This window comes from Ruegeria sp. HKCCA5763, assembly GCF_013034545.1.
GTDB lineage: Bacteria > Pseudomonadota > Alphaproteobacteria > Rhodobacterales > Rhodobacteraceae > Ruegeria.
The window spans coordinates 37,753-57,940 of sequence record NZ_WQGF01000013.1; the positions used below are offsets into that span (position 1 = coordinate 37,753).

The following is a 20,188-nucleotide window of genomic DNA, read 5'->3' on the forward strand; positions in this document are numbered from 1 at the left end:
TGAGGGGCCGGAGGCGAGAGAGATATGCGTATCAGCATAGTTGCGGTCGGGCGATTGCGCGCTGGACCGGAAAAGTCCCTGCTTGATGATTACGTGAACCGATTTGACCGGACCGGCCGCGGCTTGGGCCTTGGTCCCGCCCGCGTGATCGAGGTCGAAGACAAGAAAAATGCAGGCATGGGGGCCGAGGCTGCTCTTCTGCGCAAAGCGCTGCCCAAAGGCGCGGTGATCTGTACATTGGATGAGCGCGGACGGGTCATGTCCTCACCCGATTTTGCCAAGAAGCTGGGCGGCTGGCGTGATGCCGGGCGGCAGGATTTGGCGCTGGTTATTGGCGGAGCGGACGGAATAGACCCTAATCTGCGGGCCGAGGCCGATTTTTCCATCTCATTCGGGTCAATGGTCTGGCCCCATATGCTGGTCCGTGTGATGCTGGCCGAGCAACTTTACCGGGCCGCAACCATCCTGTCGGGCGGCCCTTATCACCGGGTCTGACATGGCGCAGCTTCTGATCGTTTACCATTCGCGCACTGGTGGCGCCCGGCAAATGGCCGAAGCGGCGGCTGCGGCGGGTCACGACGAGGCAGACATTGTTCTGAAAACCGCTGATCAGGCCGGTCCTGAGGATTTGTTGGGCGCGGATGGCTATATCTTCTGTGCCCCGGAAAATCTGGCCGCAATTTCAGGTCTGATGAAAGAGTTTTTCGACCGCAGCTACTATCCGGTTCTGGGTAAGATCGAAGGTCGCCCTTATGCGCAAATGGTTTGTGCAGGATCAGATGGTGCCAACGCCGCGCGCCAAACCGCGCGCATTGCAACCGGCTGGCGGTTGAAAGAAGTGCAGCCGCCTCTGATCCTCTGCACTCATTCACAAACGTCCGAAGCGATTCTGGCCGAAAAGACCATCCCCGAAGGACAACTTGAGAAATGCCGCGAGATCGGTGCAGCGATGGCGGCAGGCTTGGCCCTTGGGGTGTTCTGAACTTCAGTACAGGTCAATCACCGTTGTGTCTTCACCCCAGCCACCGACATTGTCTCGTGCCTGAATCTGGACCTGGGTTGTGCCTTCGGGTATCGCTACACCGCTCAGCGAGCGGGTGAACGGCTGCTCATCCACATGCGGATGATGCAGGACACGCATCCCTAGTTCATTGCCATTCATGTCCAAAACGCGCCAGCCATCGGCGTAGTCATCCCATCCGGTGTCCGGGTGCCGGATCGTGACATCGAAGCGCCATGTGTCGCCGCCGCGGGTGGCCGCGACCTTCTCGATCGTTGGGGGGTCGGCAAAGGCAGGGCTGGCCAGGAAGGCGCTGAGAATCACATATCGCATGGCGCGAATGTACGGGTTATCACGGCGCATCGGGATCACGTCTCTGTGTAAGGGGATTGGGATATCAGGATTGTTCGGGACTGCGAAGCAAACTCGCGTCGATACAAAACACCGAACGTGATTATGGTGCTCAGCATCAAAGCGATTGGCCCGAGGAACCATGCCAGCGAGGCCAATGCAAAATAGGTGGCGCGCAGGCCACGGTTAAAGCTGCGGGCGGCTGTGACGCAAATTTCGGCCGACTGAGCGGCGCGCGGGTACGCCTGCGGGTCTTCGGGATCGTTCGGGACCGAGGCCATCAACACAGCACAATAGCCAAACAAGCGATGCGCCCAGACATATTTCAGGAATGCGTTGGCCAGCAGAAGTACGACGACAAGTATCTTGATTTCCCACACCAAAGCGGGTGCGCTTCCAATGGCAAGGTCGCTGGCCACCCCGGCAAGTCGCTCGGTATTGCCCAGCAGGGCCAGCCCGCCGCCGATGGCAATCATCGTGGTGGATGCAAAGAACGTGCTGCCCTGCCGCATGGCGGCCACAACCTGCGCGTCAAACATGCGCGGTTGGCGCGTCACCATCTCGCGCATCCAGTCGCGGCGGTAATTGTCCATCATTTGCGAGACAGATCGCCTCTGTGGCGACGGATGTTCGATCTTCCACCCTATCCACAGCCATGCGCCCAGCAGCAAGCCGAGGGCGGCGTAATCCAAAGGGGCAAACAAAGCGGCACGTTCGATCCAGGTCATGGGCGTGACAGTAAAACTGAACGGAAGAACTTGCCAGATCATGAAATTGGTAATATTATTTTACCAAATTGGAGGATCAGCGATGGAAATGCCCCGGCCAAATCCCGATGTTCTGGCGCGAAAGCAAGCCGTTCTGGCGCGATTGCTGCAGGTATTGCCTGAGGATGCTGTGATTCACGATCCGGCTGAGACGCGGGCCTATGAGTGTGACGCGCTGACCGCTTATCGCTGCCCGCCGATGCTGGCAGTACTTCCGTCAACGACGCAGGACGTGTCTGATGTCCTGCGAATCTGCTATGAAGAAGGGGTTCCTGTGGTGCCACGTGGCTCCGGCACGTCACTGGCGGGTGGGGCCTTGCCGACTGCGGATTGCGTCATTCTGGGCGTGGCGCGGATGAATGAGGTGCTGGAGGTCGATTATGACAACCGCTTCATAAAGGTGCAGACCGGACGGACCAATCTGAGCGTGACAGGCGCGGTCGAGGAAGAGGATTTCTTTTATGCGCCCGATCCGTCTTCGCAATTGGCCTGTGCCATTGCGGGCAATATCGCGATGAATTCGGGTGGCGCGCATTGCCTGAAATACGGTGTGACCACGAACAACCTGCTGGGCGTGACCATGGTGATGATGGACGGCAGTGTTGTGGAAATCGGCGGCGCGCATCTGGATGCCTCTGGCCTGGACCTGCTGGGTGTTATTTGTGGCTCAGAGGGGCAGCTGGGCGTGGTGACCGAGGCCACGCTGCGCATTCTGCGTAAACCCGAAGGGGCGCGACCGGTTCTGATGGGGTTCGACGACAATGAGGTCGCGGGCCAATGTGTCTCTGACATTATCAAATCGGGCATCTTGCCGGTTGCGATCGAGTTCATGGACACCCTGTGCATTCAAGCCTGCGAGAATTTTGCGCATGCCGGGTATCCCGATTGCACCGCCTTGCTGATTGTCGAGGTCGAAGGCTCGGAGGCTGAGATCGACTATCAGTTGGCGAAGATCATAGAAATCGCCAAGCGCCACAATCCTGTTGAATTGCGTGAGAGCCAGTCTGCCGAAGAAAGCGCGAAGATTTGGCTGGGTCGCAAATCGGCTTTTGGCGCGATGGGTCAAATGAACGATTACATGTGTCTGGACGGCACCATCCCGGTATCCTCCTTACCCGAAGTCCTGCGCCGCATCGGTGAGTTGAGCGAGGAATACGGCCTGCCCGTTGGCAATGTCTTCCACGCGGGTGACGGCAACATGCACCCCTTGATCCTGTTTGACGCCAACAAACCGGGCGATCTGGAGAAATGCGAAGCATTTGGTGCTGATATTCTGAAGCTGTGTGTCGACGTAGGCGGGTGCCTGACCGGAGAACATGGTGTCGGCATCGAAAAGCGTGATCTGATGGCACACCAGTACGCGCCAGCGGATCTTGAGGCGCAGATGGCGATTAAAGATGTGTTCGATCCGCAGTGGTTGTTGAATCCCGCGAAGGTGTTCCCCTTGGACGCATCCGAGGCGAGGCGCCTTGCGGCGGAATAGGGGCTCTGCCCCAATTGCGCAGGCGCGGTTTCCCCGGAGTTTTTGTGAAAAGATGAAGCACATGAGACCTGAAACGGAAGACGAATTGGCGGATCTGGTGGCCGGGCTGACCGAGCCAGTGCGCATAGCCGGGGGCGGAACGCGTGGTGTGACCGGGCCGGAGCCTGAACTGAACGTTTCCGGGCTGAGCGGTATCACCCTTTACGAACCCGGAGCCCTAACACTTGTGGCTAAGTCAGGCACGCCGTTGGCCGAGATTGAAGCCGCGCTGGACGCGGAGGGGCAACAACTGGCGTTCGAGCCGATGGACCATCGTGGATTGCTTGGAACTTCGGGCGAACCGACCATCGGTGGTGTTGTGGCGGCAAACGTATCTGGGCCGAGGCGGATACAGGCCGGGGCGTGCCGGGATTTTCTGTTGGGCGTTCGCTTTGTCGATGGGCGCGGTCAAGTGGTCAAGAATGGCGGACGGGTGATGAAGAACGTCACCGGTTATGATCTGGTGAAGTTGATGGCTGGGTCCTGGGGCACTTTGGGCGTGTTGACCGAGGTTTCGCTGAAAGTGCTACCCAAGCCAGAGGCCGTTGCGACGCTTGTTTGGGAGGATCGCGGATGGGTCGTGACGTCAAAGTTGTTTTGTGACGCGTTGGGATCGCCATACGAAGTCAACGGTGCGGCTCGGTTGCCCGAGGGCGGCGGCAAGCCGTCCCGGACGGTGCTGCGGATTGAAGGGTTTGACCAATCGGTCGAATATCGCGTTTCCAAGTTGCAAGAGCTCTTTGCGGAAACGAATCCGGATCAGGTTGTCACTGATGCGGCCGAAAACACCGCCATTTGGCGCGAAGTGCGTGATATTGAGCCTTTTGCCGACAGACCGGGCAATGTCTGGAAAACCTCTGTCAAACCGACTGACATGATCCGTGTGGTCGGTGACGCCAACCCGAACAGGGTCGTGGACTGGGGTGGGGGTCTGATCTGGACTTTAGCACCGGAAGGCACTGATCTGCGATCTGAACTAAGTGATCTCGAGGGACATTCGACCCTGGTGCGCGCGACCCCGGAAGACATACAGAATCTGGGGCGGTTTCAGCCGGAAAATGCTGCTGTTTCGGCTCTAACACAGGGGATACGGGCAAGATTCGACCCGCGATCTGTGTTCAATCCGGGACTCATGGGATAGCGCGATGCAGACAACATTTACGAAAAAACAGCTGGAAGATCCGGCCATTCAGCGTTCGAATGAGATTTTGCGCAGCTGTGTCCATTGTGGGTTTTGCACTGCGACATGCCCAACCTATCAGGTGTTGGGGGATGAATTGGACAGCCCGCGCGGTCGTATTTACCTGATCAAGGACATGCTGGAAAACGAACGTGTACCGGATGAAAAGACGGTCAAGCATATTGATCGCTGCTTGTCCTGCCTGGCTTGCATGACCACTTGCCCTTCGGGCGTGCATTACATGCACCTGGTCGATCATGCGCGCGAATATATCGAGGCGAATTACAAACGTCCTTTGACGGACCGTATCCTGCGTTCGATTCTTGCCCAAATCCTACCCTACCCGATGCGATTTCGCTGGGCCTTGATCGGAGCAAAGTTGGGCCGTCCGTTTCGGTTTCTGATGCCCGACGCCCGGTTGCGGGCGATGCTGGACATGGCCCCAAAGCACATCCCGCCGGTCAGTCGCAACGACGACCCTCAGAGCTTTGCGCCCAAGGGAGAACGAAGAAAGCGTGTCGCGCTGATGACCGGCTGCGCACAGAAGGCTCTAAATACCGACATTAACGATGCTACGATCCGGTTACTGACGCGTTTGGGGTGCGAGGTTGTGGTGGCCGAAGGCGCCGGATGTTGTGGAGCCTTGACGCACCACATGGGTAAAAGTCGTGAAAGCCACGCGGCTGCCGCAGCCAATATCAAGGCCTGGGCGCGCGAAATGGATGGTGACGGCTTGGACGCCATCGTCATCAATACGTCTGGTTGTGGCACGACGGTGAAAGACTATGGGCACATGTTCCGCAATGACTCTCTGGCCAAGGACGCGGCGCGTGTCGCGGGTATTGCCATGGATATCAGCGAGTTGGTCATGCAACTGGACCTTCCTGAAGGGCGCGACCAAGACCTTACGGTCGCTTATCACGCGGCCTGTTCGTTGCAGCACGGACAAAAGATTAAGACCTATCCTAAGGACTTGCTGAAACGGGCAGGGTTCCAAGTTGTTGAGCCTGCAGATAGCCATCTGTGCTGTGGCAGCGCAGGCACCTACAACCTGATGCAGCCCGAGATTTCGGGCCAATTGAAAAAGCGCAAGGTCAAAACGCTGGAGGCGAAGAAGCCGGACCTGATCTCAGCCGGAAACATCGGATGCATGATGCAGATCGGGTCGGGTACCCAAGTGCCGGTCGTGCACACGGTTGAATTGTTGGACTGGGCGACCGGCGGACCAAGGCCGCCGTCGTTGCAACACCCCAGGGACGCTGTACCGATCCTGAAGTAATTCGCTTTGGTGCCGACGCGCATCACTTGCCCGGAATTTCTTATAACCCCTGATTGCCCTATTTTCGCCCAACGTAACCCGTAGGACAAAAAGGTCAGAGTGAGTCCCGGAGAACCGCGTGCGCAACTGGATCAAGGCTATTGTGCTCTGTGTCATGCCGATGGCGGCCACAGCGCAGGATACCGGGCTGGAAAGTCTGGACACCTCGGATTCCGGGCGCGATTGGATGGCCGTGGGGCGGCTGGACATAGCAGGCAGAGGGTTTTGCACCGGAACGCTGGTGTCGCCAACACTGGTGCTGACAGCAGCGCATTGCCTGTTTGACAAGGTGTCCGGGCAACGGATCAATCCGTCGGAAATTGAGTTTCTGGCCGGGTGGCGTTTAGGCCGTGCCCTGGCCTATCGGACTGCGCGGCAAGCTGTGGTCCATCCCGACTATCAATTTGGTGCAGAATCCACGGCCGACAGGGTCAGCGCAGACGTGGCTTTGATCGAGCTGTGGCAACCGATCAGAAATACCGCCGTCATTCCTTTTGAGTCAGGGAATCAGCCCCGCAGAGGTGCCGAAGTTGGCGTGGTCTCTTATGCGCATGACCGGTCCGAGGTCCCTTCGCTGCAGCAGGTCTGCTCAGTCATGAACCGGCAGCAGGGTGTCATGATCATGTCCTGTGACGTTGATTTTGGCTCATCAGGTGCGCCGGTCTTTTCCTTTGCAGGCGCGCGCCCTCAGATCGTGTCGGTTGTGGCGGCCAAGGCCAGTCTGGACGGCCAGAACGTAGCAATAGGCACTGCGGTCGAACACTCGCTGCAACTGCTGCGCGACGAGCTTTCTGCAGGGCGAGGGTTTGGGCTGTCAACGCCTGGGCCGGGGGCAGGGAAGAACATCGGCGCAAGGTTTATCAGACCATGATCAGAGTTTTCTTCAGCCTCATTGTCGGACTGAGTGTTTTGGCAACCACGTCCCACGCTCAATCAAACAAGCGTAAGCTGACGGATCGCGACGATCTTTACGGATGGGAGGCGGTTGGGCGTCTGGACATGGGGGACGGATCCTTTTGCACCGGTACGCTGATCGCGCAAGACATGGTGCTGACAGCTGCCCATTGTGCCGTGGACCAAAGTACCGGAACAGCGTTTGCCGGCGAGGACATCACTTTTCGTGCAGGGCTGAGCAACGGGAAAGCCCTGGCAGAACGTCAGGTCACACAGGTTGCGATCCACCCCAACTACGGCTCTAGACCGCCGCTTTCGAGCGAAAGCGTTCGGATTGACGTTGCGCTGTTGCGACTTGATAAGCCCATCCCCTATTCCGTCGCAGATCCCTTTGCGCTGTACAGTGGGCGTGTTCTGGGGGATGAGGTCAGTATCGCTTCGTATGGGCGCGGCCGGTCCGAGGCGATCACACGAGAACGCTCCTGCCGGATCATTGATCGTCGTCAGGGCCTGATCCTGTTCAATTGTGACATCACGTTTGGCTCGTCCGGGTCCGCCATTCTGACGAAGAAGGGATCGCGATGGCAGATTCTGTCGGTGGTTTCGGCGGTTGGTACAAATGGCAGCCGAAAGGTTGGCTTTGGTATGGAGCTTGGTGAAATTGTCGCCGAGCTAAAGGCAATCATGCGACGCGATGCGCCGCAACCCAAAGCGTCAATCCGCAGGCTGCAGGTGGGGTCAGGCAAGTCCGCGTCTGGTGCAAAATTCATCAGCTCTGGCGGGGGTTGAACTCGGTCAAATCGCTACCCATGTGATGAATATCGGATCGCCACAACGGGGTCCGGTATGAACCACTGCCCGTCCAGTCGGAGGGCAAAATTTCGTAAATCGCTCAAGGATGAGGATACGACACATGCGTACATTTGACTTTGCACCGCTGCACCGCGCGACCATTGGCTTTGATCAGATCGCCGATATGATGGATCGCGTTCTGACCAATGATGTGGCTCAGCCGAGCTACCCACCATACAATATCGAAAAAACTGACGCCGACACCTATCGCATTTCGGTCGCTGTTGCCGGTTTTTCGGAAAATGACCTGTCCGTCGAAGTGAAAGAGAATTCGCTGATTGTCGCTGGCAAGAAAGCCGCCGAGGAAAAGGATCGCAGCTATCTGCACCGCGGCATCGCCACCCGCGCGTTCGAGCGTCGTTTTGCGCTGGCTGACCACGTCCGCGTCACGGGCGCAAGCCACGAAAACGGCATGCTGAACATCGACCTGAAGCGTGAAGTACCCGAGGCGCTGAAACCACGCCGTATCGAGATCACTTCGGCCAAGGCCATCGAGAAGGACGTCGTTGACGCCAAAGCTGTCAACTAACGCGCCTTAACGTTCCGCGGCAGTCGCCTCCTCCCTGACTGCCGCAACACCCGCCCCGCGTTCCTCCAGACGCGGGGCGATGTTTTTTCGTCATCGGGACCTTCGGTAGGCGGACAATTCTGCCATTTGGCATATCGGAACGAGTGTCGGCTATTGGTCGTCGGTAAACTTGATACAGAACGCTTACAGTACCTTTTGTGCTTAGACGCAACTTTGGTACTGGGTGGGTCATTGACGTTAGCGTCAATCATGGAGTTTTCTTTATTTTGAAAGCATCTTTCCGGTTTTATAAAGTCGTCGCGCAGTGACTTCGATCAAATCCGTAAGCCTTCCGCGCTTCTCCATTTGCAAAACGCCCGCGTCCAACGATCGAAGCACTGAATCAATGTCAGTCGTTTCAATTTCGTAAACTGTTAAGTACTTTCCCTTGCCCTCACACACTTCGGCACGTTCATAGCGTGAATTCAAATCAGCTTCACAGATGTATCGTGTGGCACGCAGGATTCCTTTGATGGCGAGGACATCCGGCAGGTCGATGTCGTCATACCACTGATTGTACTCATCCTCACGAGAAGGATCGACGCAATTGGATTCTACGACGAAAATATGCGTGACCATGGTGAAACAGTCTCCGTATTGAGGGGTCCTAATTGAGTGTTAGTGCATGATTGGCCTTGGTTCCATTAGCCCCTGAAGTTTCTATCATTCCAATTTCTCAAACCGATCGTTCGTGCCTGGCGCAGCATCGGTCAATATGGGCTCAAAGCTGACGCTAGAATCAAAATGACCCCGCACAATTTCGTGCGGGGCCCATTGACGTCTTGCAAATAAATTAGTTCCCAGCCGTCACTGACCCGATCGACCAGAACATCGTCTCGCCCGAGGCATCGTCAACGCCGTCATTGTCGGTCATCACAAACGCCTCGCCCGAGGGCAGGATGGCCAGACCTTCGATCTTGTCCAAAACATAACCACCCGTCGAGGTCAGGTCGGGCAACAGGTCACGGACCTCTTGCTTGCTGACCAAGGGCAGAGCGCTACCCAGCGGGGACGGTGTCATTTCCGACAGCGGGATGCGGTAGACCTTTTTGGTTACGGCGCGGTGGTCATGTTGGTTGTCGCGCTCGATGACATAGACATGATCACCAAAGGCCACGATTTCCGACAGACCGACCCAGCCCTTTTGCGGGTCTGCCTTGGGGTAATGCACGGCACCCCACTCCTTAGTCTCAAGGTTGTAGGCCACCAGTTTCACGTGGTTTTCCGGATCATCCTTCCATTCGCGCTGAACTGCCATCCACAGGGTATTGCCCACCTTGGTGATGCCTTCGAAACCAAAGCGTTTCTCAACTGCCATCAGTTCCGGCGGCAGGCCGATCTCGCCCTTGCGGTCCTTGATCAGACCATCTGCCGAGACGTGATAGATCGCATGGGGGATGACGCGGTCGGTGCGGCCTTCGGAGACGACGTAGAAACCACCTTGGCCGTCCAGCGTGATGCCCTCCAGATCCAGCTTCTGCGCCGGATTACCGTCCTGACGGTGGATGCGGATCACGTCCACGATCCGTGCCGGGCTCTGGCTGGGGTCGATCTTGAAGATCGACGGCTGGAAGCCATAAAAGCTGTCATTGACCGCATAGATCATGCCGTCCTCATCCGCGACCAAGCCGGACAGAGCCCCCCATCCGATCAGTTCATCCGCACCTTCCGAGGTTAGATGCGGATAGTTGGCCGGGGCGTCCTGATATTCGAAGATCGAAACATGCGCGCGTGGGCCGCCATCTTCGATCAGGTCTTTCTCGTTGGCCGAGATCAGAAGGTTGCGTTCGGGGATTGCAACATAGCCTTCCGGTCCAACGCCTGAAGGCAGCAGTTGTTTCAGCACTGGGTTGGCTGGTTCGGTGGCGTCATAGACACCCACGACCGAGGCGCGCTCGGCCCCGACAAAGATCATTGGTGTGCCGCCAAAGGTGGCCGCGGTTACACTTTCCGGCTCAACGCCTTTGCTGTCTGAACGCTTGTCAGGGTAGTGGCCGATCTTAATGATGGCCTTCTCGAAATCGGTGCCGTTCTCGTAAACAACCGTGCCGTCTTTGTGGAAGATCGTCCAACCGCGCGACCCGCCTTCATAGTCACCTTCATTGGCGGTCGCGAAATGATTGTCGTCAATCCATTTCACCGCGTCCGGTTCGCGCAAACGACCCGGCTGGCTTTCGGTGAAGATCAGCGCGCCGCGCTCATCAGTGGCGTCGATGCTTACCAGATCAACCGCGCCTGCCGAGAAATGGCTGACCACGTTGCCGTCCCTGTCGACCACTGCGATGTGGTTGTTTTCCTGCAATGTGACGACAATTTCACCCAGAGCGTTGATGTCAACGAACTCGGGCTCGGGGTCGGTGGGCGCGACCTCTGCCAAACCGGTTAGCGAGGCCATCGTCATACCCGCGCACTCCAGCGCGCCGTCTTTCAGTGGCACCAGTGCTAGCGATCCGGCGGGCAATTGTGGGATTATGCCATCGTTCAGGTCTTCGTCGCGTTCGTTTTCGATCGCAACGGCAACAAAGCTGCCATCCGGTGCGATGGCGACGCTGTCAGGCTGACCGCCCAGATCACAGGCACCGGTTTCGGCCTTGCTTGCGATATCGACTGAGATCAGTTTGCCGGACGGGGCGGTATAGCTTTCCGACGTGTTCACGCCGACAAAAGCCGTCGTGCCAACAATGCCCACGGAGGTCGGTTCGCCGCCCACTTCCATCGCGCCCAGCGGGGCCGGGTTCGCGGGGTTAGTGATGTCGATCATGCCGATCACGGCCAATGGGCTGTCGGTATAAACCAGCGTCATACCATCCGCGGTGGCCGCGATGATCTCGGGCGAGGTTTCTCGGGTGGTGTCGGCCCCTTCGGCTATGTTCTTGACGACTGGAAAAGACGCAATTCGGTTGAAGTTCATCTCTGCCACGGCCTGACCGGCGGTCAGGGCAAGGGCAGATGTCAGGCAGGCAAAACGCAAAGACATCGTTGAGTATCCCCTCTCAGTTGGATGAGAGGGGGATGAACGCAGGTCATTGCAGGGATGTGACGGTTTATTTGCAGTTTTATGACAAACCGAATGGCCCCGGCGCTTTGCACCGGGGCCAGGTCAGATTAAACCGACATGCAGACGTATTTCATTTCCAAATAGTCTTCCATACCGTGGTGGCTGCCCTCACGGCCCAGACCGGATTGCTTGACGCCACCGAACGGGCCCAGCTCGGTTGAGATGATGCCCGTGTTCACGCCTACGATGCCATATTCCAGCGCCTCGGCCACTTTGTAGACGCGGCTCAGGTCCTTGGCGTAGAAGTAAGAGGCCAGACCAAAGATCGTGTCATTGGCCATGGCGATGACATCGTCCTCATCTTCAAACTTGAACAAAGGCGCCAACGGGCCAAAGGTTTCGTCCTGCGCGACCAACATATCCTGGGTCACACCGGTCACAATGGTCGGCTGGAAGAACGTGCCACCCAGATCATGCGGCAGGCCACCGGTCAAAACCGCGCCGCCCTTGTCGGTGACGTCCTTGATATGCTCTTCAACTTTGGCGACAGCTTCAGCATTGATCAGCGGGCCGGTTGTGGTTCCGTCGGTCAGACCGTCACCTACCTTGAGCGCCTCGGTGGCGGCTTTCAGCTTGGCTGCGAAGGCGTCGTAAACGCCAGCCTGCACGTAGATACGATTGGCGCAGACGCAGGTCTGACCGTTGTTGCGGAACTTGCACATCATCGCGCCTTCGACCGCTGCATCCAGATCGGCGTCGTCGAACACGATAAACGGAGCATTGCCGCCCAATTCCATCGAGCATTTCATCACCTGATCGGCAGCCTGTTTCAGCAAGATGCGACCGACCTCGGTTGAACCGGTGAAGGTCAGCTTGCGCACGCCGGGGTTTTCGCAGAATTCCTTGCCGATTTCGCTGGCGCGCGACGACGGAACCACGTTGAACACACCAGCCGGAATGCCAGCCTTTTCGGCCAAAACGGCCAGAACCAGAGCGGACAAGGGTGTTTCCTTGGCCGGGCGCGCAACAAACGCACACCCAGCGGCCAGGGCAGGACCGGCTTTGCGGGTGATCATTGCGTTGGGGAAGTTCCATGGTGTGATCGACGCCGCAACACCAATCGGTTGTTTCAGCACCATGATCCGCTTGTCACGCTGATGCCCCGGGATCATCTCACCGTAGACACGCTTGGCTTCTTCGCCGAAGAATTCGATGAAGGACGCGCCATAGCCGATCTCACCAATCGCCTCGGCAAGTGGTTTGCCTTGCTCGGCCGTCAGGATTTTGCCCAGATCCTCAGCGTTTTCCATCATCAGATCGAACCAGCGGCGCAGGATCACCGCACGTTCCTTGCCGGTCAGTTTGGCCCATTCCTTTTGCGCGGCTTCAGCTTGTGCAACCGCTCCGGCAACCTGGGCACGGCTGACATCGGCCACTTCAGCGACTACGTCACCGCGTGCGGGGTTGGTCACGTCAAACGTCCCGTTATCCCCGTCCACCCATTGGCCGCCTATATAGGCTTTCGTCGCCAGCAGTTCAGGGTTCTTCAAAATCGACTTCAGGTCTGTAGTTGCGTCCAGCATGGGCCAGCCTCCGGCAGGAATAATGTTTGCGCGCACCCAATCAGCGGGTTCGAAACTGTCTATGGCCACTTCGCCCCCTAAATCAATCCAGATTTGGCTGAATAGTGTGTGATTTTCGTATACCGATCCACGTTAGGCTGCAGCCAGCCGCCTATCTTTTTTGCCCCGAGTTTGCAAAAGTCTGGTGGAAAAATTAGCGCAGGGGGATGTAAATCGGTGTAACATTCCCTATCTTATTGGTTAAACAGACAAAAAGGGACACCAGAGATGTCGAACCAGCAATTCGAAGCCCTTATAGAAGAAACTCAGGCAAAAGTGCGTGAGTCTCAGTCACAAATCGAAGGGCTGACCTCACGGATTGAGGCTGCGCGGGCCAAGATCGGCACCGCCGAGGCGGATATCGACATTGAGAACGCAACGCTCGAGGATGTTCACGCCCATACCGAGGTGATGAATGCCAATATCGCCGAGCTGATCATGGGGCTGGACGACGTTACAAACGCGTTTTCCAAAGATTTCGACGAAATGCGCTCGAAAACCGGGTGGGAGGCGTTTGTTGGCATCTTCTCGAAAGGTAAGTCCGAGTCGATGCGGCAGGAACGGATGCGCACGGCCAATATCGACGACAAGCTGCAGGACCTGATCGCTAAATCAGATGTGATCGTGCAATTGTTGCAGGGGCAGCTGTCCGTACTGGAAGAGCAGCGCGTCAAAGTTGAGGACAACTTGACCGGCACACTGGATGACCGTGAGGCGACCGTGGCCGAGCTTGAGGCGTTGCGCGCCGAGATCCAAGGCATGGATCCGACCATTATCACGCTGGAAAACAAGATCAGCGTTGAACAGGACGCCGCTGCACGGACCCAGTTAGAGACTGAATTGGCCGAGCTGAACAAGCAATACAACGCCAAGGTTCAGGAAGAGCAGGTCAAGCTGGCCAAGTCTCAGACGCTGGAGCGCTATATCGAAAAGGGCAAGACCTGGGTCGACTCACTGCAGAACCAGGCGGCGACTCAGATGGTGCTGATCAACAAGCTGCAGACAGACACGCAGCAGCGCGTGGTGCTGTATGACGCGCTGACCAAATCGCTGAAAACCGCGCAGCAGCAGGACGTGGCGCACCGCATCAACGAAATCGGCGTGCAGACCGACCAAGAGGCGCAAACCGCAATGGCCGCCATCGGCACCGCGACCAACCAGAAAATGGCCGATATGCTTGAAGCGCACGAGGACCACATGGTTTTTGCCCGCGACGTGCTGGAGAAAAAGGCCAAGGCGGACGAACGCTTTGCCCGCCGGTTTGCGTCTATTGTCGAGAAGCATGATAAAAATTTGTATGGGGGTTAAACCCTGATGTGGAGCTGGAAAGTATTTTGCAGGTTTGGCCTCTTGGGCATTTTTTTCACGATTGCAGGGGGATTAGTCTCCTTTCTCTCTGGTGTCGGTGTTTCGTTGTCGAAAATTGGTGCCGATGCGCCCTTTCAGGTTGCCAGCCAAGAGGCAGTAAACGGAATTGTGTTCGCAGCACTTTTTCTGGCAATTATTTTCATCTTGGTTGGGTGTCTTGGAAATCTAGCCCGCGCGCTGTTTTCAATGACTGCTCACACCATTCGGAGCCGCGAGCCACAATTCTTCAATGTGCGCCAATCGGAGGCCAATATGCTCTTTAGCTTCTTTGAACTTGATGCATTTGGAAGAGTGCTTTCTGTCAAGGATGAAGGGCAGTGATTTCAGAAGTTGAAATGCTGCCGAGAACCGCAAATGACTGACCCCACCCAAGACCATGTCGGCCTGACCGACACCTTCGCCTCGCGCCGCTATTTCCGCAAATTTGAGGTGATCACTGTCCACCTCCTGCGCGTGGCCGCGACGATGGAGGCGGAGGGCGCGATCAGCAAGCAAGAGGTGCGGATCGTGTCGCGGTATCTCTCGGGGTTGCTCTATACCTTCCGCGCACTGTCCATGAAATACCTGCTGGTCGGGCGCGATACTGGGCGGTTCTTTGGCAGCCTGGCCATGGACAAGCGCGACAGCGGGTTTCCGGTGGCGGCCGAATTGTTGACCATGGCCAATGACGCGCAGCAGGCGCAGGTGCATCTGGCGAATATGCCGTCGGAAGACGATCTGAAAACCGACATGGTTCGGACAATTATTGGCGACCGGGAGATCCCCACCAAGCTGCAATTCGCCCTGTCACAAAGGCTCTTTTATGAAGAATTACTGAAAGGTCAGCTGTTCTGGGCCCGCAACGATCCCGAATGCCATTGGATCGGGAATGAGGGGGATCGGCGCAAGTTCATGATCCACTGGGCGGTCTATGACAGCCAGATCAACCTGCCGGTCATCTACTTGATGCAGCTTGAGGACAGCGGCAAGACGGCCCTGCCCAAGGACCAGCGCCGCTGGCCCGAGGTGCAGGCGCATCTGATGGCGCAGTCTTTGGGCGGTTTGAAACTGGTGACCATCGCCAAGGGCTTCGACCAGGATTTTGACGACCTGCATCCCAAACACCTGCGCCGCATTCATGTGGGGCCAATGTATTCCTCGGCCTATACCGAGCAATCGGGTCCTTTGCGGCAGGTGCTGGAGGACGCACAGGCACCCGAAGGTCAAGATTGGGCACTGGCCTGGACCACCGAGGAGCTGGAAAGCGAAGAGGTCATCGAAGAACGCGCCGGATGGTTTTCAACCGTCGAGCGCGAGATTTTCGCGCTGGATCCGTTTGGCGGGCAGGGCGCTGAGACCGGGGCCACGCGGACGCAGCGGTCGATCATCCTGCCCCAACGCCCCTTTCAGGTGCTGGCCGAGCGCAACCCGCCGGGGTTTGCCGATGTGCGCAAATTCGTCGTTAGCAAGGCAGGACAGGTGTTGCGCTATTGAGTTTTTCGCCTTCGGCGACCGTATTTTGGACGAGAAGAAGATGCAGGGTTGAACAAATGAGTTTGACGTCAGATCAGATGGAATTGCGCGAAGACGATATTCGCAAACATTACCCGGCGGCGACCGCCTTGCTGAATGGGTTCGAACACGCGCCGCGGATTGCGAAACCGGTTGAAGTGGCGGTCGAGCGATCTCCGGGTGTCACGACCGGGAGGCGGTTTCGATCCACCACACCCGGTTTGGTGACGCGGCGCACTGTACGCGCAGACGGGGTGCATCTGGTTGAACGGATTGAGGCATCCGATGACGGCGATACGCTGGTCTCGCCGCCGCAGGCCACCACGCAACAGGCCATTCGCCGCGCCATCGCAATCGCTTTGGCTGTGGCCGAGGCTTATGCGGACCAGACACCGCTGGCCGATTTGAAGCGTGCGAACCTAGCCGGGGATCTGCCTGCCGCGCGGAAGGCCGAGTTCTCGGGTTTGCTGACCGCGGAGGCGCTTATCTCATCGCATGTGCTTGGAAATGCGCTGGCGTATCTGATGTCCTCACATCTAAGTGAAACCACCGTCGATATCGGCGAGGTCGAAGAGATCCTGACCGACAACGGCCAACTCGCCCTGCATGGCGCGCTGTGGGAGCTGGACCAAATGTTGGCCAAACACGCCCCTGACGACGCCCACCTGATCGCCGCCACAAGTGCCTATGCCGAGCAGTTGATGGAAAAGGCCGCCCTGCGTGCGCAGTCGGCGGACCATCTGGCCCCGTTCCAGAACGCCGCCTGGCATATCGACGCCGATGACCTGACGATCCGAGGGTTCGAGCCGGCCTCAAAGGCCAAATCCTCCACTCTGACCATGACGTTCAAGAAACCGAACGAGGTGGTGGGCAACCATATCGCCAAGTATCAGGCGATGAAGCTGGCCAAGATGCTGATGGCCTATGACTTCGACCGCCGCCTGAACCCGTTTGCGGAACTCGGCGGGTTCATCTTTACCTTCATGGGTGACGGCAAACCGGGCACCGGCAAGACCACCCTGATCCAGATGATGGCCGGGCTGATCAATGACTATTGCCAGAACGCGGGCTATCCGTTCCGCTATCAGAACCTGAGCACCGACAATATCGACAGCTATCAGGGCAAGTCCGGCCAGAACGCCAAAGCCTTTATCAATACGATCATTGATCCCTCGGTCATCGGTTTCGGGACCATCGACGATATAGACCAACTGGCGGGAAAACGCGGCGACCGGCAGTCCAGCGCGGGCCAACTGGAAATCACCGCTGTTCTGATGGAGAGCTTTGCTGGCGCCAACACCGTCGTGCGCGGCAATTGCACCTTTGGCATGTTCTCGAACTACCCCGAGAATGTGGACGACGCCCTGCGACAGCGGGCCGGCGCGCGGTTTCTGGTGGACGGGCCGCAAACGCGCGAGGATTACATCGACATCCTGCACCTGCTGATGGGCCGCAACCACGACATCCCGCTGGGCGAACACGAGGCTTACGCCGCGCAGGAGATCAAGAAGGCCGTCGCCGCCAGTTTCGAAAGCCATGCCCGCCCGCATGAGGACGCCCTGTTGCAGGTCTATGACCGGGTTTCGGGCGAGATCGGCCAGATGGACACGATTGCCAAGCTGGGCACCTACCTCAAGGCGATCCAGGCCGCGGATGAGCGGTTCACCGGCCGTGCGATCAAGAACATCACCGACGCGGTCAAGGTCCGCGCGATGGATTTCGAATTGCCCGACGAGTGGATGGAGAACCCCGACCTGTTCCTGTTCCGCGACTACGACACCAAGAAAGCGATGATCGAAGACCTGCGCCAGCCGATCACGGTTGAGATGGTGATCCAAGAGATCAACCGCTACGCCGACAGCGAGTTCCGCTATGCCGACAAGAGCGACGAGGTCGCCATCGAGAACGCTGTCCGTGAGATGGGCCGGATGGAAGAGGCCAAGCGGCGGTATTTAAAAGGAAAGAACTTTGACTAGAAGATTTGTTATTGAAGCAGAAGGCTACCCGGAAATGCCTGGCATGATGCTGGTAACCGTCGAGGCTATGAAACAGGTAGGGGGCTCCGCAAGTATTTACGAACTTGACGAGAAGGTCGCGGAACTTGAAGGCGTTTCTGAGGAAGAACAATCCTTCATGATGACCGGAACTAACCAAGGCCAACCACGATTGAACTACTATCTGGCTTGGGCTCGAACCTTTTTGAAGAAGGGTGGTGCGCTCGAGAATTCCGCTCGTGGTATTTGGGCGTTAACTGAGTTCGGAAGCACCATAGATACAATTGACGATACTCAGCGAATAATCGACCAGGTTAACGAAGAAGAAAAAGCTAGAGCTCGCGAGCGCCGGAAGAAGAAACAACAAAACGGGGATGAGCCCGAGTTGTTTTCACCTTCTGATCAGAGTGGCAATATCGAAGAGACGCCTGATACAGAGACGTGGAAATCAAGGTTACTTACCACTCTAAAACAAATGGACCCATACGCCTTTGAACGTTTAGCACAGCGCTTGCTTCGGGAAGCAGGGTTTACCAAAGTCGAAGTCCGTGGAAAATCCGGTGACGGTGGAATCGACGGTGTCGGCGTTCTTCGGGTGAACCTCGTTTCGTTCCAGGTGTTCTTTCAGTGCAAACGCTACAAAGGAAGTGTTGGGTCATCGGAAATTCGCGACTTTAAAGGGGCGATGATGGGGCGAGCAGACAAAGGATTGTTCATAACGACTGGAAATTTCACCGCGCAAGCTTCGGACGAAGCTACAAGGGATGGGGCTACCGCGATTGACCTAATTGATGGGGATCGCCTGTGTGATTTGCTCAAAGAAAACGACCTTGGGGTTGCGACAGAAATGATTGAGTCGGTCACAATAGATGAGAAGTTCTTTGCCAGCGTTTAGTGTTAAATCAAAGGAAGGAAGGTCCGCTTAGTGATCCGCCTCATCGAAAAAGGCCTGATGTTCGGTAATCTTGTCCACATCTCCAGCCCGGCTCTGGTCGAGCGGTATAACCGCGCGCTGCAGCATCTGGCGGGCAAGACCACGGCGCTGACGGATTTCCATGTCGATATCTCGGGTTATTCGCCGGAGGTGGGGATTGAGCTGGAGGACACGCTCTACCTCAATCCCAACGGGGTCAACCGGCAGTTCATCCTGCTGACGACCGAACAGAAACGCGCGCCGCTGTTGAATGTCAAATTCTCGACCTCGCGTGATATCCTGCGTGAATTCATCGAGATGAACGAGGCGCAGTTGTTCGCCCTGACCGCCACCGATGCAGTGGCCGGAGAGCTGGTGAACTCAGTCTTCAAACTGTCCACACCGCGCGACCTGCTGAACCTGCGCAAAATCGAGATTGAGGCCGACACCGCAGGCGGCACCTTGCGCAAGGCCCAGCAACTGGCGGGGATGGTCGAACGGTTCAAGACCGAAGAGGATGCGTGGTTCGACGACGTATTGATCGCCAAGATGATCGAGACGGCCAAAGAAACCGGCGACGTCACCCGCAATCCGGTCCGTCTGCGCCACACGGATTTTGAGCAGCGCAATTTCTGGACCGCGCATTTTGGCGGGCTGTATCTGTTTCCGGATGTGGATCACCCGGCGGCCATCTGTATGGGCGAAAAGCCGGATGATCTGCCGATAAAGTACACCTTCGACCCGTCACAGCGGAACCAGATTGCCAAGTTTCTGGACTACAACGATCTGGTCGAACCGATTGTCAAAGCGCGCGGCGTGGATGCCGCCGCGATCCTGCAACAAAAGATGGATTTCCTGACCGTCGATGCGGCTGCGGATGCAGATGTCGACCTGACCGGGCTGGATCGCAGCGACATGCGTCGGCTGGCGCGCAACCACTCGGATCGCCTGCCCGAGGCTTATCACGGGCTCGCTCAATTGCTGCGCTGGGCGAGCGATGGGGGGCCATGGCCGCGTATCACCTCGGACCATCCGGCCTATTTCTATACTTTGCGCGCGGCGGATACACCGAACCGCGATCTGGTGAACATGCTGCTGTCTGAGTTGGCCCCGCTGGACCCGCGCCAGATGTTCATCTGCCATAAAGAGCTGTTCTACCGCACATATTCAGGTTGGCCCGAGAGCAAGAAAGCCTATGTTGCCGACTTCCTTGCGCGTGAGTATCAGGTGGACAAGCAAGGGGCCCGCGCCGCGTTGTTTGGGCATGAGCCGGATATGAGCGGCAATGACCGGGTCAGCGATGACATAATCGCTCGGGTCGGTCCCTGGGGTTCGGTGAGGAAAGGCTGA

At 57.3% G+C, this 20,188-nt stretch carries 19 protein-coding genes; 14 read left to right on the top strand and 5 right to left on the bottom strand.

The window, feature by feature from the left end; translation table 11 throughout:
• The first annotated feature begins 24 nt into the window (after positions 1 to 24).
• Positions 25 to 495, top strand: a complete 471-nt coding sequence (rlmH, locus tag GOV89_RS19080) for a 23S rRNA (pseudouridine(1915)-N(3))-methyltransferase RlmH (RefSeq protein ID WP_171181056.1) — start codon at positions 25 to 27, stop codon at positions 493 to 495.
• 1 nt (position 496) lies between these two features.
• Positions 497 to 982, top strand: a complete 486-nt coding sequence (locus GOV89_RS19085; RefSeq protein ID WP_171181058.1) for a flavodoxin family protein — start codon at positions 497 to 499, stop codon at positions 980 to 982.
• A gap of 3 nt (positions 983 to 985) precedes the next feature.
• Here GOV89_RS19085 and GOV89_RS19090 read toward each other — a convergent pair whose 3' ends face one another.
• Together GOV89_RS19090 and GOV89_RS19095 are read right to left on the bottom strand one after the other, a co-directional pair.
• Positions 986 to 1,363, bottom strand: coding sequence for a hypothetical protein (locus tag GOV89_RS19090; protein ID WP_371732334.1), 378 nt, complete (start codon positions 1,361 to 1,363; stop codon positions 986 to 988).
• 5 nt (positions 1,364 to 1,368) lie between these two features.
• Entirely contained in the window at positions 1,369 to 2,079 is a 711-nt protein-coding gene (locus GOV89_RS19095; protein WP_171096663.1) for a DUF599 domain-containing protein, read from the bottom strand.
• Positions 2,080 to 2,161: 82 nt separating this feature from the next.
• On the opposite strand from GOV89_RS19095, the gene GOV89_RS19100 reads away from it, so the two are divergent.
• From GOV89_RS19100 to GOV89_RS19125, 6 genes are all read left to right on the top strand, one after another.
• Positions 2,162 to 3,601 carry an FAD-linked oxidase C-terminal domain-containing protein gene (locus tag GOV89_RS19100; RefSeq protein WP_171181061.1) on the top strand — a complete coding sequence of 480 codons (1,440 nt, stop codon included), beginning with the start codon at positions 2,162 to 2,164 and terminating at the stop codon, positions 3,599 to 3,601.
• A 61-nt stretch (positions 3,602 to 3,662) separates the two neighbouring features.
• Positions 3,663 to 4,781, top strand: coding sequence for an FAD-binding protein (locus GOV89_RS19105; protein WP_171238827.1), 1,119 nt, complete (start codon positions 3,663 to 3,665; stop codon positions 4,779 to 4,781).
• A gap of 4 nt (positions 4,782 to 4,785) precedes the next feature.
• A complete protein-coding gene (gene glcF, locus GOV89_RS19110) occupies positions 4,786 to 6,099 on the top strand; it encodes a glycolate oxidase subunit GlcF (protein WP_171238828.1) in 1,314 nt (437 codons plus the stop codon).
• Positions 6,100 to 6,217: 118 nt separating this feature from the next.
• Positions 6,218 to 7,009 carry a trypsin-like peptidase domain-containing protein gene (locus tag GOV89_RS19115; RefSeq protein ID WP_348540128.1) on the top strand — a complete coding sequence of 264 codons (792 nt, stop codon included), beginning with the start codon at positions 6,218 to 6,220 and terminating at the stop codon, positions 7,007 to 7,009.
• Positions 7,006 to 7,821: a serine protease gene (locus tag GOV89_RS19120; RefSeq protein ID WP_171181067.1), complete on the top strand. Its 816-nt coding sequence runs from the start codon at positions 7,006 to 7,008 to the stop codon at positions 7,819 to 7,821. Before GOV89_RS19115 ends, GOV89_RS19120 begins: the two co-directional genes overlap by 4 nt.
• 124 nt (positions 7,822 to 7,945) lie before the next feature.
• Positions 7,946 to 8,413, top strand: a complete 468-nt coding sequence (locus tag GOV89_RS19125; protein WP_171236348.1) for an Hsp20 family protein — start codon at positions 7,946 to 7,948, stop codon at positions 8,411 to 8,413.
• A 261-nt stretch (positions 8,414 to 8,674) separates the two neighbouring features.
• Here the strand turns inward: GOV89_RS19125 and GOV89_RS19130 are convergent, their stop codons facing one another.
• The 3 genes from GOV89_RS19130 to GOV89_RS19140 all read right to left on the bottom strand — a co-directional run bounded on the left by GOV89_RS19130 (position 8,675) and on the right by GOV89_RS19140 (position 13,033).
• Positions 8,675 to 9,031: a hypothetical protein gene (locus tag GOV89_RS19130; protein WP_171181072.1), complete on the bottom strand. Its 357-nt coding sequence runs from the start codon at positions 9,029 to 9,031 to the stop codon at positions 8,675 to 8,677.
• Positions 9,032 to 9,245: 214 nt separating this feature from the next.
• Positions 9,246 to 11,429: an esterase-like activity of phytase family protein gene (locus GOV89_RS19135; RefSeq protein WP_171238829.1), complete on the bottom strand. Its 2,184-nt coding sequence runs from the start codon at positions 11,427 to 11,429 to the stop codon at positions 9,246 to 9,248.
• 128 nt (positions 11,430 to 11,557) lie between these two features.
• A complete protein-coding gene (locus GOV89_RS19140; RefSeq protein WP_171181076.1) occupies positions 11,558 to 13,033 on the bottom strand; it encodes an NAD-dependent succinate-semialdehyde dehydrogenase in 1,476 nt (491 codons plus the stop codon).
• A gap of 267 nt (positions 13,034 to 13,300) precedes the next feature.
• Here GOV89_RS19140 and GOV89_RS19145 point away from each other — a divergent pair, with 267 nt between their 5' ends.
• The 6 genes from GOV89_RS19145 to GOV89_RS19170 are packed head-to-tail and all read left to right on the top strand — an operon-like array spanning position 13,301 to position 20,188.
• Positions 13,301 to 14,380: a hypothetical protein gene (locus GOV89_RS19145; RefSeq protein ID WP_171238830.1), complete on the top strand. Its 1,080-nt coding sequence runs from the start codon at positions 13,301 to 13,303 to the stop codon at positions 14,378 to 14,380.
• Positions 14,381 to 14,422: 42 nt separating this feature from the next.
• The gene (locus GOV89_RS19150; protein WP_171181080.1) at positions 14,423 to 14,761 is read left to right on the top strand and encodes a hypothetical protein; all 339 of its coding nucleotides are present in this window, start codon (positions 14,423 to 14,425) and stop codon (positions 14,759 to 14,761) included.
• Between the two features lie 33 nt (positions 14,762 to 14,794).
• Positions 14,795 to 15,913: a hypothetical protein gene (locus GOV89_RS19155; protein ID WP_171181082.1), complete on the top strand. Its 1,119-nt coding sequence runs from the start codon at positions 14,795 to 14,797 to the stop codon at positions 15,911 to 15,913.
• Positions 15,914 to 15,969: 56 nt separating this feature from the next.
• Positions 15,970 to 17,907 (top strand): ATP-binding protein, encoded by a 1,938-nt coding sequence (locus tag GOV89_RS19160; RefSeq protein ID WP_171238831.1) that lies wholly within the window; start codon positions 15,970 to 15,972, stop codon positions 17,905 to 17,907.
• The gene (locus GOV89_RS19165; protein WP_209509746.1) at positions 17,900 to 18,820 is read left to right on the top strand and encodes a restriction endonuclease; all 921 of its coding nucleotides are present in this window, start codon (positions 17,900 to 17,902) and stop codon (positions 18,818 to 18,820) included. The genes GOV89_RS19160 and GOV89_RS19165 overlap by 8 nt, the downstream gene beginning before the upstream one ends.
• A 30-nt stretch (positions 18,821 to 18,850) precedes the next feature.
• On the top strand, positions 18,851 to 20,188 hold the full coding sequence (locus GOV89_RS19170) for a DUF6638 family protein (RefSeq protein WP_171181085.1): 1,338 nt from the start codon (positions 18,851 to 18,853) through the stop codon (positions 20,186 to 20,188).